The organism is Nocardia sp. NPDC004654, assembly GCF_040609595.1.
In the GTDB taxonomy this organism is placed as follows: domain Bacteria; phylum Actinomycetota; class Actinomycetes; order Mycobacteriales; family Mycobacteriaceae; genus Nocardia.
Genome location: NZ_JBEXKI010000007.1, coordinates 135792 through 152027, shown reverse-complemented (window position 1 = coordinate 152027; position 16236 = coordinate 135792). Strand labels below are relative to the sequence as shown.

The following is a 16236-nucleotide window of genomic DNA, read 5'->3' as shown; positions in this document are numbered from 1 at the left end:
ATGGGGGCGGACACCGAGACCGCACCGCCACCGCCGCGCCTGCGGCGCCGCCCGGCCCGAATCGCGCTGCTGGTCACCGCGTTCGTCTGCGCGGCCTGCGGCCTGGTCTACGAACTGTCGCTGGTGACGCTGGGCAGCTATCTGCTCGGCGACACCGCGGCGCAGGCCTCGATCACGTTGAGCGTCATGGTTTTCGCCATGGGCATCGGCGCGCTGGCCGCGAAACCGCTGCGGCGGCACGCGGCGGCGGCGTTCGTCGCGGTGGAGCTGATCCTCGCGCTGCTGGGCGGGCTTTCGGTGCTGATGCTCTACGCCGCCTATGCCTGGCTGAACATCTACACCACGGCGCTGATCGCGATCGCGAGCGTCCTCGGCATTCTGGTGGGCGCCGAAATCCCGTTGCTGATGGAGCTTTTGCAGCGGATTCGTAAACAGGAGCCGGGCAGCGCGGTGGCCGACCTGTTCGCCGCGGACTACGTGGGCGCGCTGCTCGGCGGACTGGCCTTCCCGTTCCTGCTGCTGCCCGTGTTCGGCCAGATCCGCGGCAGCCTGATCGTCGGCGTGGTCAACGCGGCGGCGGGGCTGGCGCTGGTGTTCCTGTTGTTCCGCACCGAACTCCGGCCGCGGGCGCGGTGGGGCTTCGGCGCGCTGACCGCGCTCGTCGCGGCTACGTTGTTCGGCACCTACCTCTACGCCGACCGGTTCGAGGCGACCGCGCAGCAGGCGCTGTTCGCCCATCCGATCGTGCTGCACGAGCGGACCAAGTACCAGAACATCGTCCTCACCGAGTCGATCTCACCGTTCGGCACCCCGGACACCCGGCTGTTCCTCAACGGCGATCTGCAGTTCTCCTCGGTGGACGAGTACCGGTACCACGAGGCGCTCGTGCATCCGGCCCTCGCCGGTCCGCGCCGCGACGTGCTCGTGCTCGGCGGCGGCGACGGTCTGGCGCTGCGCGAGATCCTGCGCTACCCCGATGTCGAGACGATCACCCTGGTGGAGCTGGATCCGGAGATGATCCGGCTGGCCCGCACCGATGCCCGGCTGAACACGTTGAACCACAACGCCTTCGACGATCCGCGGGTGCGGGTCGTCAACGAGGACGCGTTCTCCTGGCTACGCGGCTCGCCCGGCGCGTACGACGCGGTGCTCGTCGACTTGCCCGACCCCGACCAGACCTCGATCGCCAAGTTGTACTCCAAGGAGTTCTACGCGATGGCCGCCCATGTGCTCGCCCCCGGCGGCACGCTAGCGGTCCAGTCCGGTTCGCCGTTCTTCGCACCGCGCTCGTACTGGTGCATCGCGAACACGATTCGCGCGGCGGGCCTGCGGACGCTGCCGTACCACGTCGACGTGCCCAGCTTCGGCGACTGGGGCTTCGTGCTGGCGACCAGGGAGACCGAACCGCGCCTGCGCCTGGACCCGCCCGCGCCGCTCCGCTCGCTCGACGAGGCGACGCTCGCGGCCGCGGCGGTGTTCGCGCCCGACCGCCGCGACACCGGCGCGCCCGTCTCCACCTTGATGCATCCGGTGATCGTCGACCTGGAACTGCGGGAATGGCGGCGCTGAGCCTCCATTGAGCGGCAGAGCGGCTAGCTCCTGGCAAACTGTGCGCCATGGACACCGCCACCGTGATCGTCCCCATGGGCCTCGGCCATCTGCGCCAGGTGCTCGATCTCGGCCATCAGGTCTTCGACACCGGCACCAAGCCCTACACCTCCTGGTCGCTGACCAGCGTGGCCGAGCACCTGGACAGCCCCGACAACGCGTGCTGGGTCGCGCTGGATTCCGATCGAGTCGTCGGATTCGTGCTCGGCTCAATGGAATTCGAGCTGCGCGACGACTGGGGCTATCTGGAGTGGATCGCGGTCGCGCCCGACATGCAAGGGCACGGCATCGCGCGCAGGCTGGTCGACGCGTGCTCGACGGCGCTGTTCACCCGCGGCGCGCGGCGCATCGTCACCGACGTGGAGAACAACAACACCGCCTCGGCGACGCTGATGACCCGCAGCGGTTTCCGTCCCGCCGCGACCGTCACCCTGTTCGTGCGACCGAACCCCGACGAGCCGGAGGCCGACGCCGACGCGGCGCTGCCGCCGATCGCCCCCGGCACCAAACGCGATCTCATCCGCCGCGGCAGGCTCGCGGGCGAGGGACGCGGTGGTCGCTGAGCACGCTCGACTTTCCGCGAATCCCCTTGCGTGCCCCTGTTTTTCGTGTCTTGACCACCAATTGCCGTACCGGCTTCTCACAACCACGTTTCCGATCCTTGCGGTAAGTGTTAACGGATCGGGAACACTCGAAGCCTAATTGTGCGCTGCGGAACAACCGGCTTGTGGAGTGCACCGTTTACGGATAGGGTCACTTCCTATAACCGGTCTCAGGTTCCAAAAGCCAAGTGTCGGTAGTCGTTTCGATACCGATCCGGGCGGGGCCGGTTTTCTGGTTCATCGGTGAACGAAATCCAGCGGGTTGATGCCGCGTGCTGTCGTGGCATCGGCCGACGGGTCGGTTACGCGCCGGAAGTCGTCTGGGACGACCGCCGGGTCCGACTCAGCAACCCCGAGGTGGATGGTGGAAATGAGCGGAACCGCCCGAATGAAACGCACGGCAGACGTGGAAAGCGCGATAACGGACGCCGTTTCGGAATGCTCCGCTCCGCGCCTCGTCTCGGTGATACCGACAAACGGTCTGCCGCAGCGCGTCGTCCACATTCAGATTGTCACAGACAACTTCCTGACGCGCGAGATGTTGTGCGATTTCCTCAATTCCGAAGCTGATTTCACGGTAGTCGGCGACGTGTCCTGGAACGAGGCCGGATATCTCGCCGCCGCCGCGCATCCGGACGTCATCGTGTTGGACAACGACGAGATCGGCAGCGCCACCGTGCGAATGGTGCGCTCGCTGACCCGTGCCTGTCCGTCCGCGGCCGTCGTGGTGCTCAGCTCGACGGGCACCGAGACCCTGCTGTACGACATGCTCGACGCGGGCGTGCGCTGCTTCCTGCACAAGAAGATCTCGCGCAGCGAGCTGGTCAGCGCGATCCGGGGGATCGCCTCGGTGGAGGACCAGATCACCGTCAGCGTGCCGCGGGATTTTCTCACCGGCGCCGGGGCCAATCGGGGCAGGCTCTCGGCGCGCGAGGAACAGGTGCTGCGCCTGGTGTCCGAGGCCATGACGAATCGGCAGATCGCCAATGCGCTGTCCATCACCGAGGGCACCGTGAAACGGCATCTGCGTAGTATTTTCGACAAGCTCGGCGCGGTCTCCCGCATCGACGCGGTGAACCGGTATCGGGCGCACATCGGCCAGCAGGATTCCGCGTGACGATGCCGTCGGAGTCGATCTTTCCGAAGCTCGCGCACGGCCGTCGCGAACACGAAAGTGCGTCCTGACGGCCGGAGCAGTCGAACAGCAACCGGAACTGGTCGCTATCCGTCTGACCTACACTTGGGCGACCAGTAGTAGCCACGGACGGGAGGCGGATATGCGCATCGCCGAATTGAGCAAGGTCTCGGGCGTGCCCGCACCCACCATCAAGTACTACATGCGCGAGGGGCTGCTGTTTCCCGGTGAACGGACCAGCCCCAACCAGATGCAGTACGACGACTCACATGTGCGGCGGCTCAAGCTGGTTCGGGCCTTGATCGAGGTCGGCGGGCTGTCGGTGGCGGCGACCAGGGAAGTCCTGGAGAAGATGCGGACGCCGGGGATGACCGTGCTGGAATCCGCGGGCAAGGCGCAGTTCGCGATGAGCAAGCCGCCCGCCGCGGAGCCGGACGACGCGCAGCTGGCCGCCGCCGATCAGGTCCGCGATCTGCTCGCCCGCCGCGGCTGGCAGGTCCGCGAGACGAACCCGGCGCGCGGCACCCTCGCCGCGGTGCTCGCCACCCTCGGCAGGCTGGGACAGCAGCACTGGGACCTGCTCGACGACTACGCCGAGCTGGCCGAACGGATCGCGGCCAAGGAGATCGACACGCTGCTGCGCCAGCCGAACGCGGAGAGCATGGCCGAGGCGCTCGTCGTCTGGACGGCGCTCGGCGACGCGATGTTCAGCGCTCTGCGCCGGCTGGCGCACGAGGACGCGGCCTCGGCCTATATCGCGACGCCCTCGGCGACGAGCTGACGCAGCTCGGCGTCCACCTCGGCGGTCGCGGTCGCGGCGTCACGGAACAGCACCGCGCGCCAACCGGCCGCCCTGGCGCCCGCGCAGTTCTGCGGCAGGTCGTCGATCAGGACGCAGCGGTTCGGTTCGACGCCTGCGCGCGCGGCCGCCAGCTCGAAGATCTCCGGATCGGGTTTGCGGCAGCCGACCTGCGCCGAGTTGACGATCTCCTCGAACAACTCCTCCGCGACGACCATCCGCCGCCAGTGCGCTTCCCACGCGGGCGGCATATTCGACAGCATGCCGACGAAATGTCCGGCGCTTCGGTAGCGCCGCAGCGCGTCGTCCCACTGCGCGTTGGCTTTTCGGCCGTCGAACCAGGTCTCGGCGAGGCTGGGCACCGCGGTGTGCACGCCCTGCCTGCGCAGCGCCGCGCGCACCAGATCCAGCCATTCGTCCTCGCCGATCAGCGGCGTGTCCAAAGGCAGCATCATGTCCTCGGTGCCGAATGTCGCGGTGACTTCCGCGATCGCGCGGCGCAAGGGATCCGGCGCCAATCCCGTCTTCGCGCAGAATGCCGCGAATGTCTCGGCTACCGGCGGCGTGAGCACTCCCCCGAAATCCGACCAAATGGCGATGCGCTCCCGCGCTGTGCTGCTCGTCACAGTTCCACTCCGCTCTGTGTTCGGCAATTCTTCGGTGCAGCGGGAACGTATCTGCGAGACTGCGCCGATCGCCATTACACAAAGGTGACAATCCCTCCGGACTATTCCTTCCGAGAGTTTTCCGTCCGAAAGTGATATGTCTTCCGATTCCCCGCGTGTCGCCCTTCGGACCACGTTCTGAGCCTGTCCATTTCGCCGCCTCCGCCCGTAATGTCCCTGTTCTGTCGGCACCGTCGTGATGGCTGCCGGCTGATCGAGGAGGGATTGCGATGGAAACCGAACTCCGGGCTCGAACGCTCGCCGAGGCAATTTCGCAGCGCGCCGCCGACGCTGCCGACAGAATCGCGTACACCTTTTTGCCGGACGGTGAAAAAGAATCGCATTCCTGGACTTTCGCGGAACTGGAGCAACTGACCCGCGCACTTGCCGCGCGCATTTCTCGAGAGGCCGCGCCCGGCGACCGGGCACTGATCGTAGCGCCGGATTCCGCGGACTTCGTGCTCGCGTTCCTCGCCTGCCAGTTCGCCGGCGTGGTCGCGGTGCCGGTGTACCCGCCGTTCCCGGTGACTTCGCCGCGCCGGGTGGAGACCCTGCGCACCATCGCCGCGGACTGCGACGCCGCCGCGGTGTTGTGCGCCGCGCCGGAGCAGACCCGAGGCTTGCTGGTCGAGGCCGCCCCGGAACTGGACCGCCTGCGCTGGATCGGCATCGTGGCCGACACGGACGGCGCCGCGGACTTCGAACCGGTGCCGGTGACCGGCGCGGATGTGTCGTTCCTCCAGTACACCTCCGGGTCGACCTCCGCGCCGAAGGGTGTGGTCGTCACCCATGACGCACTCATGCACAACCAGGAATTGCTCTGCCGGACAATGGGTTACAGCGCCGAATCGCGCATCGTCGGCTGGCTCCCGCTGTTCCACGACATGGGCCTGATGGGCATCGTGGTGCCCGCCGTCTACGCGGGCAGCCGCACGGTGCTGATGCCGCCGCTGACCTTCGTGCAGCGACCGGTCCGCTGGCTGCGCGCGGTGACCCGCTACCAGGCCACCATCACCGGCGGTCCCAATTTCGCCTACGAGCTGTGCTGCCGCCGCATCCCCGCCGCCGATCGGGCGGGTATCGACCTCAGCTCGCTCGAGGTCGCGTTCAACGGCGCCGAGCCCATCCGCGCGGAGACCCTCGCCAAGTTCGCCGCCGAATTCGCCGGGCACGGTTTCGATTCCAACACCTACTACCCCTGCTACGGGCTGGCCGAGTCCACCCTCATGACCACCGGTTCGCACCGCGGCGCAGGCGCGGTCACGCTGACGGTGAGCCGCGACGAACTGGCCGAGGGCCGCCTCACGCCTGGCCCGGATCAGACGCTGGTCGGTTCCGGCCGCGTGACCTTGCACCGCGAGCTGCTGATCGTCGACCCGGACACCAGGATGCCGCTGCCCGACGGGCAGGTCGGCGAGATCTGGATCGGCGGGCCGGACGCGGCGCTGGCCTACTGGGGCAACGAGGACGCCACCCAGGAGACGTTCCGCGCGGAAACCGTTGCGTCGCAGTCGGGTCCGTACCTGCGCAGCGGCGACCTCGGCGCGCTGGTCGACGGCGAGCTGTACGTGGTCGGCAGGCGCAAGGACTTGGTCATCATCGGCGGGCGCAACTACTACCCGCAGGACATCGAGCACACCGTCGAGAACGCCGACCCCCGGATCCGGCGCGGCTGCACCGCCGCGTTCGCGGTCGACCGGGAACGCGGTGAGGAGCTGATCGTGGTCGCCGAGGTCAAGGCGGACACCGATCCTGACATCGCCGCGCTCACCGCGACATTGCGCGCGGCGGTCAGCGTCGACCACTCGATCACCCCCGCGCGGGTCGTCCTGGTGCGCGCGGGCACGGTACCCAAGACCTCCAGCGGCAAGTTGCAGCGGCGCGCGACCCGTGCGGCGTTCGAGGCGGGCACGCTCGACGAGATCACCCCCGCCGCGACCGAGGCGGTGCGGCCATGAGATCAGCGGCGGACATCGAAGCCTGGCTGGTCGCCAGGATCGCCGAGCTGCTCGGCGTAGATCCGGCCGGTCTCCCGGTCGACGTGCCGTTCGCGGCGCTCGGCCTGTCCTCCATGCAGGCGGTGGAGCTGTCCGACGATCTCCAGCGCTGGGCAGAGACGAGTTTGTCGCCGACCTTCGCCTACGACCATCCCAGCGTGGCCGCCGCGGCCGCCGCGCTGGCCGCCGCGCTCGGCGGCGTCGCCGAGACGGCGGAACAGGCGGCGATCGCCACCGATCCCGACGACGCCATCGCCATCGTCGGGATCGGCTGCCGATTTCCCGGCGCCGACGGCCCACGGGAGTACTGGGATCTGCTGCGCGCGGGCGTGGACGCCGTCACGGAGGTCCCCGCGGACCGCTGGGACGCGGCGGCGCTGTACGACCCCGACCCGGACGCGCCGGGCCGGATGACCACCAAGTGGGGCGGATTCCTCGACGACGTCGAGCATTTCGACGCGGAGTTCTTCGGCATCGCGGCCAAGGAGGCCATCCGGATGGACCCGCAGCAGCGGTTGCTGCTCGAGGTCGCCTGGCACGCGATCGAGGACGCGGGCGTCGGCCCGAGCAGGCTGGCGGGCACCTCGACCGGAGTCTTCCTCGGCGCGTCGTCCTATGACCACGGTGTGGCCGTGCTGGCGCCAGGCACCGAGGTGTCGGCGCAGGACGGCACCGGCTCGGCGCTGAGCATCGTCGCCAACCGGCTGTCCTACTGCCTGAACCTGGCGGGCGCGAGCATGGTGGTGGACACCGCCTGCTCGTCCTCGCTGGTCGCGGTGCATCTGGCCTGCCAGTCGCTGCGCGCGGGCGAATCGGAGGTGGCGCTGGCCGGCGGCGTGAACGTCATAGCGGCGCCGCGGGTGGCGCTGAGCTTCAGCAAAGGCCGGTTGATGGCGCCGGACGGGCGCTGCAAGCCGTTCGACGAGCGCGCCAACGGCTACGTCCGCAGTGAGGGGGCGGGCGTGGTGGTGCTGAAGACGCTCGCGCGGGCCCGCCGCGACGGCGACCGCGTCTACGCCGTGATCCGCGGCGGCGCGGTCAATCAGGACGGCCGGACGAACGGGCTCATCGCCCCGAGCCGTCCCGCGCAGGAGCGGGTGCTGCGCGCGGCCTACCGCGCCGCGGGCGTGGACCCGGCCCGGGTCGCCTACGTCGAGGCGCACGGCACCGGCACCGCGGTCGGCGACCCGATCGAGGTGGGTGCGCTCGCCGCGGTGCTCGGCCAAGGCCGCGATCCCGAGAAGCCGCTGCGCGTCGGCTCGGCGAAATCGAACCTCGGCCACCTGGAGGCCGCGGCCGGTGTCGCCGGAATCATCAAAACCGCGCTCTCCCTGCATCATCGGGAGCTGCCGCCGACCATCCACTACCGGCGGCCCAACCCGCTGCTGGAGCTGGACAGGGTTCCGGTGGCGGTGCAGGCGGTGGTCGAGGCGCTGCCCGTCGACGCCGACGGCGCCGCGATCGCCGGGACGAGCTCGTTCGGCTTCGGCGGGACAAACGCGCACGTGGTGCTGTCCACCGCACCGGCGACCGAACCGGACGAGCACTCCGGCGCAACGGATTTCGTGCTGTTCCCGGTGACCGCGCGCTCCGCGGCGGGGCTGCGGCGGCGGGCGCGCGGCTGGGCACGCACCGCCGAGCAGAACCGTGACGATTCGACCTGGCTCGCCAGGGCGGCCGCCACCGCAGCGCTGCGCGGCGACCACGACGGTCACCGCGCCGCGGTGGTGGCCCGCGACATCGAGGAACTGATCGACGGCCTGACCGCGCTGGCCGACGGCGAACTGGTCCGCGGGGTCTGCGAACCGCAGGCGCCGAGCCGTCGCGCCCGGCGGACCGCGTTGGTCTTCCCCGGCCAGGGCTCGCAGTGGGACGGCATGGGCCGCGCGCTGGCCGCGTCGGTGCCCGCGTTCGCCGAGGCGATGCGGCGCTGCGCAACCGAGCTGGAGCGCCTGCTCGGGGTGTCGCTGTGGTCGACCGAGCGCGGCATCGTCGCGCACGGCACCGCGCAGGTGCCGCCCGCGCTGTTCGCCATGCAGGTCGCGCTCGCCGAGACCTGGAAGTCCTTCGGCATCGAACCGGCCGCGGTCTGCGGGCACAGCATGGGCGAGATCGCGGCGGCGCACGTCAGCGGCGCGCTGTCGCTGGCCGATGCCGCGCGCATCGTCTGCGTGCGCAGTGCGCTGCTCACCGAGATCTCCGGTCGCGGCGGCCTCGCACTGCTGGAACTCGATGCGGCGCAGGTGGAGTCGGCGCTCGCCGAGTACCGCGATCGAGTGTCGGTGGCGGCGGTGAACGGTCCCCGCGCGACCGTCATCTCCGGTGAGCCGCGAGCGCTGGACGAGATCGTGGCGCGGCTGGAGGCCGACGGGGTCTTCGCCCGGCGCATCGCGGTCGACTTCGCCGCGCACAGCCCCGCCGTCGAGCCGCTGCGGCCCCGGCTGCGCGAGGCCGTGCGCGACATCGCGGTGCGCGAGCCCAGCGTGCCGCTGTACTCGACGGTCACCGGCGGCCCGCTGACCGACACGCTCGTCGACCCCGACTACTGGGCGCGCAACCTGCGCGAACCGGTGCTGTTCGACACGGCGATCACCGCCTTGCTCGCCGCCGATCACGACACCTTCGTCGAGATCGCGCCGCATCCGGTGCTGGCCCGCTCGCTCACGGAGATCGCGACCGCGAACGCGCCCGGCGCGGACATGGTCGCGGTGTCCTCGGCCCGGCGCGACGAGGACGAGGTCTTCGCCTTCCTGCACGCGCTCGGCGTGCTCTACACCCGCGGCGCGGACCTGGACTGGACGCGGCTCTACCGCCCTGGCACGCCGATGCCGATTCCCTCGCAGGGCTGGAACACCCAGCGGTTCCCGCTGATTCGCGCCGAGAGCGCCGCGGCCGTAGTCGCGCCGGTCGGCGGCTGGCTCGGCCCGCGTGTGCGGATCGCCACCCGCCCTGAGCTCGGCGTGTGGCCGCTACGGCCGGACGCCGCTCCCGAACTCGCCGATCATGTGGTGGACGAGGTGCCGGTGATCCCTGGCGCGTACTGGCTCGACGCGGCGGCGCAGGCCGCGCGCGATCTGGCCGGTGGCGGCACGCCGACCGTGGTGCTGACCAACGTCACCTTCGAAGCGCCGCACGTTCTGCTGCCCGGTACGGCCTCGTCACTCCAGCTGGTCGTCGAATCGGCGGGCGGGCGTTCGGAATTCGTGATCGTCTCCGATTCGCACGGCGCCGCGGTCACGCACGCGCGCGGCTGGCTCGACCAAGCGCAGGCCCCGCTCACCGATCGACCCGCACCGGAGATCGGGGAACTGCTGGCCCGGTGCGCCGAGCCACTGCCGATCGAGGAGTTCTACGAGCGCCTCGCGGGGAACTGGCTGCACTACGGACCGGCCTTCCGTGCGCTGACCCAGCTCTCCCGCGGCGGCGACGAAGCCGTCGGAAAGCTCACGCTGCCAATCCAACTCACGGCGGGCGCGGGGTTGCATCCCGCGCTGCTCGACGCCTGCCTGCACACCGTCGCGGCAGCCGCCGGACCGCGGCTGACCGACGCGCTCGCCCTGCCTGCGGGCGCCACCCGGGTGCAGTTCGCCACCTCAGCCGCGCCCGTCACCGACGTCTGGTGCCATGCCCGCATCGTGGAGTACGGGGAACGGGATCTGATCGCCGACCTCGTCGTGCTCGGCGCCGACGGCCGAGTCCTGTGCTCGGCCATGGACTTCCGCGTCACCACCGCCGAAACCGCCACCGCCGAGCGCGGCAGGCTGTACCGGCTCGCCTGGCAGCCGTGGGAATCCCAGGGCGGGCGAGCGCCGCGCGGCGGCTGGCTGATCGTCGGCGGTGCGCATCCGGCGCTGGACGCGCTGGCCGAACGCCTCACCGCGCGCGGCGACCGAGTCGTGCGCACCGCGGCGCACGAGGCGGCCGACTACGAGACCGCGGCGGCCGAATTGGCCGAAACCATCGAGGGATTGCGCGGCGTCATCGACGCGCGGGCCTATTCGAGCGCGGGCGAAGACCCGGTCGAGTCGGCCGCCTACACGGCGGACTCGGTGGAGCTGGCCACATTCCTGATCGGCCGCACCTGGCGCGAGACGCCGCGACTGTGGCTGCTCACCCCGGACACCCAGCGCGCGGTGCGTCCGTCGCGGTTGTCCACGGCGAGCCTGTGGGGCGTGAGCCGGGTGATCGCCACCGAGCATCCCGAAACGGCCTGCGGCGTCCTCGATCTGCCCGCCGCTCCCAGCGGCGCCGACATCGATCGGCTGGTGACGGTCCTGCGGGATCCGCAAGCACCGCAGCAGGTTTCGATCGACCGAGCGGTTCTGGCTCCCCGGCTGGTTCCGGTGCCGCGGGCCCACACCTCGGTGTCCATCGATCCGGAACTGTGCCAGGTCGTCACCGGCGGCCTCGGTGCGCTCGGCTTGCGCGTCGCCGACTGGCTGACGGCACGTGGCGCGCGAAACCTGCTGCTGCTCGGTCGTTCCGCGCCGGACGCCGCGGCCGAACAGGCGATCGCCGACCTGCGAGCGCGCGACGTCCGAGTCACCGTGGCGGCAGTCGACGTGGCCGACAGCGCCGCGCTCGCCGCGGTGCTGGCCGAAGCCGGACGGATCGGCGGTGTCTTCCACCTCGCCGGTGTGCTCGAGGACGCGGTCGTCGCGGATCTCGACGAGGCCAGGCTGGCCCGCGCGCTGGCCGGCAAGGCGCGCGGCGCCTGGCACCTGCACAACCTCACCCTCGACCAGCCGCTCGCGCATTTCGTGCTGTTCTCCTCGCTCGCCGGGCTTTTCGGCTCGCCGGGCCAGGGCGCCTACGCCGCGGCCAACACCTACCTGGACGCGCTAGCCGCAGCGCGCGCCGCGCAAGGGCGGCCCGCGCACAGCATCGCCTGGGGTCCCTGGGCGGCGATCGGCTTGGCCGCCGCGGTGGGCAGCGAACGCCGCCTCGCCGCCATGGGCGTGCCCGCGCTGGAAACCGGAGCGGCGATGGACCTGCTGGAGGCGGCACTGGCCGATCCCGGCCCGGTCCTCGCGGCGGCCGCCTTCGACCTGCCGACGCTGGCCGGTCCCGGCACGCCACCGGCCGCGCGCGAGCTGTTGGCGAACCTGCTGCCCGACGGGGAGAACCCCGGCGGCCCCGCCGAGCAGGCGCTGTCGCTGCACGAGATCGACGATCCCGCCGAACGACTGGAGCTGGTGCGCGGCTTCGTGCTCGGCCAGGTCGCGACGATCGTCGGAACCTCTCGGCCGGTCGACCCGACCATGCCCTTCCGCGATCTCGGCTTCGACTCGCTGATGGCGGTCGATCTGCGCAACCGACTGGAAACCGGACTGGGCCAACGTATTCCGGCCAGCCTCATTTTCGCCCACCCCACCGTCGACCAGCTCGTCGAGGAGCTGGCGCAGCGGATGCTCCCGCCGCGGGAGCCCGCGTCCGATACGCCGCCACAGCGGCACGCCCGGCCCGAAATCGATGCGGACCTGGACCAGGCCACCGATGACGAACTCGCCGATCTCCTATCGGCGGAACTGGATCTTTCCACCGAAGGGGACACCCGATGACGACCGAAACCACCGACGATCGCCGCGCGCTACTACGCAAGGCGCTCAACGAGATCCGCAGCCTGCGAGCCGAAGTCGACCGCCGCACCGAGCCGGTGGCGATTCTCGGCGCGGCGGTGCGGATGCCCTCGGGCATCGAGGATCTCGACGGCTACTGGTCAGCGCTGCGAGACGGACGCGACGCCATCACGCCGCTGGTCGACAGCGAGGACGGCCGCCGCACCGGGCACGCCGCGGGCACCGGCCGCTACGCCGGGCTGCTCGCCGAGGTCGACGGCTTCGACGCGGAGTTCTTCGGCATCTCGGCCGCCGAGGCCGAGCGGATGGATCCGCAGCAGCGGCTGGTGCTCGAGGTGGCTTGGGAGGCCATGGAGGACGCCGGGCTGACGCCCGCCGAGCTGCGCGCCGCGACGACCGGCGTCTTCCTCGGGGTGTACGGCAGCGACTACCTGATGATGCAGTTCGCCGACCCGTCCGGCATCAACGCCTACACCGCGCCGGGCGGCGCGCACAGCATCGTCGCCAACCGGCTGTCCTACCTGCTCGACCTGTCCGGCCCCAGCCTGGCGGTGGACACAGCGTGCTCCTCTTCGCTGATGGCGGTGCACCTGGCGGTGCGGGCGCTGCGCAACGGAGACTGCGACATCGCGTTGGTCGGCGGCGTCAACACGATCCTGTCGCCGCTGTCCACCACCGTCACCGAGAAGGTGCTGCCGCTGGCGCCCGGCGGGCGCTGCCGCACCTTCGACGCGGGCGCGGAGGGCATCGTGCGCGCCGAGGGCTGCGGCATGGTGGTGCTCACCAGGGAGTCGCTGGCCGAGGCGGAGGGCAGGCCGGTGCGCGCGTTCATCCGCGGCACCGCCGCCAACCACGACGGGCGCACCAACGGCCTCACCGCGCCGAGTCCGCGGGCCCAGACCGACCTGCTGCGCCGTGCGCTGCGCGATGCTGCCGCCGACCCCGCCGAGGTGGTCTACATCGAGGCGCACGGCACCGGAACCCCGCTCGGCGACCCTATCGAGTTCGACGCGCTGCGCGCCGTGTACGGCGCGGGCGAGCAGCCGTGCCCCGTCGGCGCGGTCAAGACCAACTTCGGACATCAGGAGGCCGCGGCGGGCATCGCGGGTCTGGTCAAGGCGATGCTGGTTCTCGAACACGACGAGGTTCCGCCGAACCTGCACCTGGAGCGGCCCAATCCGGAGCTCGATCTCACCGGAACCCGGCTGCGTCTACCGAGGGAGCGCACCCCCCTCGGTGGCGGGAACGGACGGAAGCTGGCCGCGATCAGCTCGTTCGGCTTCGGCGGCGCGAACGTGCACGCCGTGCTCGCCGCCGCGGCGCGCGAGGAAGTCGACCCGCACGCGGAAGGCGCTCTGGTGCTTCCCCTTTCGGCCCGCAGCGCGGCCTCCGCGCGGGCACTGGCCGGGCGCTACGCCGATCTGCTCGCGGCCGCCGACCACGCGACCGCGGCCGAGATCTGCGCGGCCGCGGCCACCCGGCGCGCGCATCTTCCGGTACGGCTGTGCCTCACCGGCGACACGGTCGACGCGCTGGTGGACCGCGCGCGAACCGCCAAGGCGGCCAGGCACATCGGCGCGGCGGCGCGGCACCGGACGCTGTTCGTGTTCAGCGGGCAGGGTTCGCAGTGGCCGGAGATGGGCCGCCTGCTCGCCGACGAACCCGTGGCAAGGGCCGAGCTCGACGCCTGCGACGCGCTCGTGCGGCGGCTGGCGGGCTGGTCGCTGTGGGAGGAGCTGCTGGCGGCCGAGCCCGACAGCAAGCTGCACCGCACCGATGTCGCGCAGGTGTGCATTGCCGCCGTGGAGCTGGCGCTGGCGGCGCTGTGGCAGTCCTGGGGCGTGCGGCCCGCCGCCGTCGTCGGCCACAGCATGGGCGAGATCGTGGCCGCGACCGTCGCCGGAATGCTCAGCAGAGAGCAGGCTTTCGAGATCCTGGTGCGCCGAGCGGCGCTCACCGAGCGGCATGCCCGCGGCGGCGCGATGTGCAGCATCGCACTGCCCGCCGCGGCGGTGACCGAGCTGCTGGCCGGACAATCCGAGGTCACGATCGGCGCCGTGAACGGCCCGCGCTCGACCGTGATCACCGGCCCGGCGGACGGCGTGCGCCGCATCGCGGTGGAGGCGAGCGCTCGCGGCGCGTCGGTCAAGGACCTGCCGGTCGAGTACGGCTTCCACAGCACGCTGCTCGCCGCGTGCGCACCGGAATTCGCCGCGCACGCCGACGCGGTGCGCGCCACGCCGGGATCGATCCCGATGTATTCGACCGTCACCGGCAAGCGCGTCACCGCCGACCATCTGACCGGCGCGCACTGGGCCGCCAACCTCGCCGACGCCGTGCTGTTCGCGCCCGCGCTCCAGGCGGCGCTGGCCGAGGACCACGCGCTGACCACCGTGCTGGAAGTCGGCCCGCACCCGGTGCTGATCCGCGACATCGCCTCGGCGGCAGGCGAACTCGACCGTTCGGTCATCCTGGCGGCGAGCCTGCGGCGGGGCCAGTCCCGGTCCGCGTCCCTGGATCACAGCGTCGCCGAGCTCTACCTCGGTGGCCACGAGCTGGACTGGTCCGCGGTGCTCGGCACGCCGAGCGGACGGCCGCCGCTGCCGCACTACCCCTGGAACCGCAGCAGGCACTGGCTGCCGGAACGGCGGGCCGTCGAGGAGCAGCACGTGCACGCCACCGTCCGCCCCGCGACGGCCAAGCGCAGGGGATCCGGCCCGGTGGCGCTGACCCGCGCCCACCACGTCGACCGGCCGACCCGGCTCGACGCGCTCACCGGATTCGTCAGGGAACGGATCGCGCGTGCGCTGCGCAAACCCATCACCGAGATCGACGAGGCGACGCCGATCCGCGACTACGGGCTGGAATCGCTGGTGGTGGTCGAGATGAAGAACGAGATCGAGGCCGAGTCCGGCACCGTCGTGCCGCTGGCCCAGCTGCTCGAGACCCTCGAACAAGGCAGCGCGCGGGACCTGGCCAAGGTCATCGTCGAGGCCGAATCCGCCGCGGCGGTGACGGGCGACGAAGTCGGAAGCGGGCCGCTGTGAACGGGCGTCAGCACGGCGGAGTCGTCGACGTTTCCGCGGCGCCGCTGCCGACCGGGCATCGCGGTGTGCTGACCTGCCCACGGCCGCAAACGAATCCGGCGATCCGGTTGGTGTGCTTCGCCCATTCCGGCGGGAATCCGCGGATGTATCAGCGCTGGGTCGATCAGCTCGCCCCCGAGATCGAGCTGTGGTGGGTCACCCTGCCCGGGCGCGGGCCGCGGTGGCGCGAACCGCACGCCAGGACATGGGAACCGCTGGTCGCCGACATCTGCGAGGCGATCGTGGCGCACGTTCCGCGTCCCGTCGCTTTGTTCGGGCACAGCCTCGGCGGGCTGCTCGCCTACGATGTCGCGCTGCGGCTCACCGACGCCGACCTGCCGCCGCAGCACCTGTTCGTGTCGGCCCGTGCGCACCCGCGCAGGCAGTTCACCCTCGACCTGCCCGAGGACGACACGGAACTGCTTCGGCTGGTCGACCGGGTCTACCGCGGTGTGCCGGAGGCGATCCTGGATTCGCCCGAACTGGCCGAGCATTTCGCGCCGACGCTGCGCGCCGACCTGATGCTCGGCGCCGACTACCGCTATCGCGGTGCGGGCACCCTGACGGTCCCCATCACCGCCCTCGGGGGCGTGGACGACCCGATGACACCGACCGAAGAGCTGGCCGCCTGGCAGGACCGCACCACCGCGACGGCGCGGTGGCGTCAGTTCCCCGGCGGCCACTTCTATCTCGACGAGTCCGAAGCGGGCGTGCTCCGGACGATCCGCCGCGCGCTCGACGCACCGATGGGCAAAGGAGCATAAC

Annotated in this window: 9 protein-coding genes; 8 read left to right on the top strand and 1 reads right to left on the bottom strand. The window is 71.1% G+C overall.

The features are described from left to right. The 4 genes from ABZV58_RS23885 (at position 1) to ABZV58_RS23870 (ending at position 4126) form a co-directional block, all read left to right on the top strand. On the top strand, positions 1–1569 hold the full coding sequence (locus ABZV58_RS23885) for a polyamine aminopropyltransferase (RefSeq protein ID WP_355002369.1): 1569 nt from the start codon (positions 1–3) through the stop codon (positions 1567–1569). Between the two features lie 47 nt (positions 1570–1616). After that, positions 1617–2171, top strand: coding sequence for a GNAT family N-acetyltransferase (locus tag ABZV58_RS23880; protein ID WP_355002368.1), 555 nt, complete (start codon positions 1617–1619; stop codon positions 2169–2171). 427 nt (positions 2172–2598) lie between these two features. Then, entirely contained in the window at positions 2599–3327 is a 729-nt protein-coding gene (locus tag ABZV58_RS23875) for a response regulator transcription factor (protein ID WP_355002367.1), read from the top strand. 160 nt (positions 3328–3487) lie between these two features. Beyond that, positions 3488–4126: a MerR family transcriptional regulator gene (locus ABZV58_RS23870; RefSeq protein WP_355002366.1), complete on the top strand. Its 639-nt coding sequence runs from the start codon at positions 3488–3490 to the stop codon at positions 4124–4126. Here the strand turns inward: ABZV58_RS23870 and ABZV58_RS23865 are convergent. Further along, positions 4096–4770 (bottom strand): HAD-IA family hydrolase, encoded by a 675-nt coding sequence (locus ABZV58_RS23865; protein ID WP_355002365.1) that lies wholly within the window; start codon positions 4768–4770, stop codon positions 4096–4098. The two genes, ABZV58_RS23870 and ABZV58_RS23865, sit on opposite strands and share 31 nt — an antisense overlap. A gap of 269 nt (positions 4771–5039) precedes the next feature. Between ABZV58_RS23865 and ABZV58_RS23860 the strand changes: the two genes are divergently transcribed. From ABZV58_RS23860 to ABZV58_RS23845, 4 genes are read left to right on the top strand one after another with little or no spacing between them, the layout of a single operon-like run. Continuing rightward, a complete protein-coding gene (locus ABZV58_RS23860; protein ID WP_355002364.1) occupies positions 5040–6767 on the top strand; it encodes a fatty acyl-AMP ligase in 1728 nt (575 codons plus the stop codon). After that, entirely contained in the window at positions 6764–12367 is a 5604-nt protein-coding gene (locus tag ABZV58_RS23855) for a type I polyketide synthase (RefSeq protein WP_355002363.1), read from the top strand. Before ABZV58_RS23860 ends, ABZV58_RS23855 begins: the two co-directional genes overlap by 4 nt. Further along, entirely contained in the window at positions 12364–15432 is a 3069-nt protein-coding gene (locus ABZV58_RS23850; protein WP_355002362.1) for a beta-ketoacyl synthase N-terminal-like domain-containing protein, read from the top strand. Before ABZV58_RS23855 ends, ABZV58_RS23850 begins: the two co-directional genes overlap by 4 nt. After that, entirely contained in the window at positions 15429–16235 is an 807-nt protein-coding gene (locus tag ABZV58_RS23845; RefSeq protein WP_355002361.1) for an alpha/beta fold hydrolase, read from the top strand. The genes ABZV58_RS23850 and ABZV58_RS23845 overlap by 4 nt, the downstream gene beginning before the upstream one ends. The last annotated feature ends 1 nt before the right edge of the window (position 16236 follow it).

Bases quoted from the DNA above. Each gene is read 5' to 3' on its own strand.
- ABZV58_RS23885 (WP_355002369.1), top strand. From the start codon at position 1: ATGGGGGCGGACACCGAGACCGCACCGCCACCGCCGCGCCTGCGGCGC.
- ABZV58_RS23880 (WP_355002368.1), top strand. From the start codon at position 1,617: ATGGACACCGCCACCGTGATCGTCCCCATGGGCCTCGGCCATCTGCGC.
- ABZV58_RS23875 (WP_355002367.1), top strand. From the start codon at position 2,599: ATGAAACGCACGGCAGACGTGGAAAGCGCGATAACGGACGCCGTTTCG.
- ABZV58_RS23870 (WP_355002366.1), top strand. From the start codon at position 3,488: ATGCGCATCGCCGAATTGAGCAAGGTCTCGGGCGTGCCCGCACCCACC.
- ABZV58_RS23860 (WP_355002364.1), top strand. From the start codon at position 5,040: ATGGAAACCGAACTCCGGGCTCGAACGCTCGCCGAGGCAATTTCGCAG.
- ABZV58_RS23855 (WP_355002363.1), top strand. From the start codon at position 6,764: ATGAGATCAGCGGCGGACATCGAAGCCTGGCTGGTCGCCAGGATCGCC.
- ABZV58_RS23850 (WP_355002362.1), top strand. From the start codon at position 12,364: ATGACGACCGAAACCACCGACGATCGCCGCGCGCTACTACGCAAGGCG.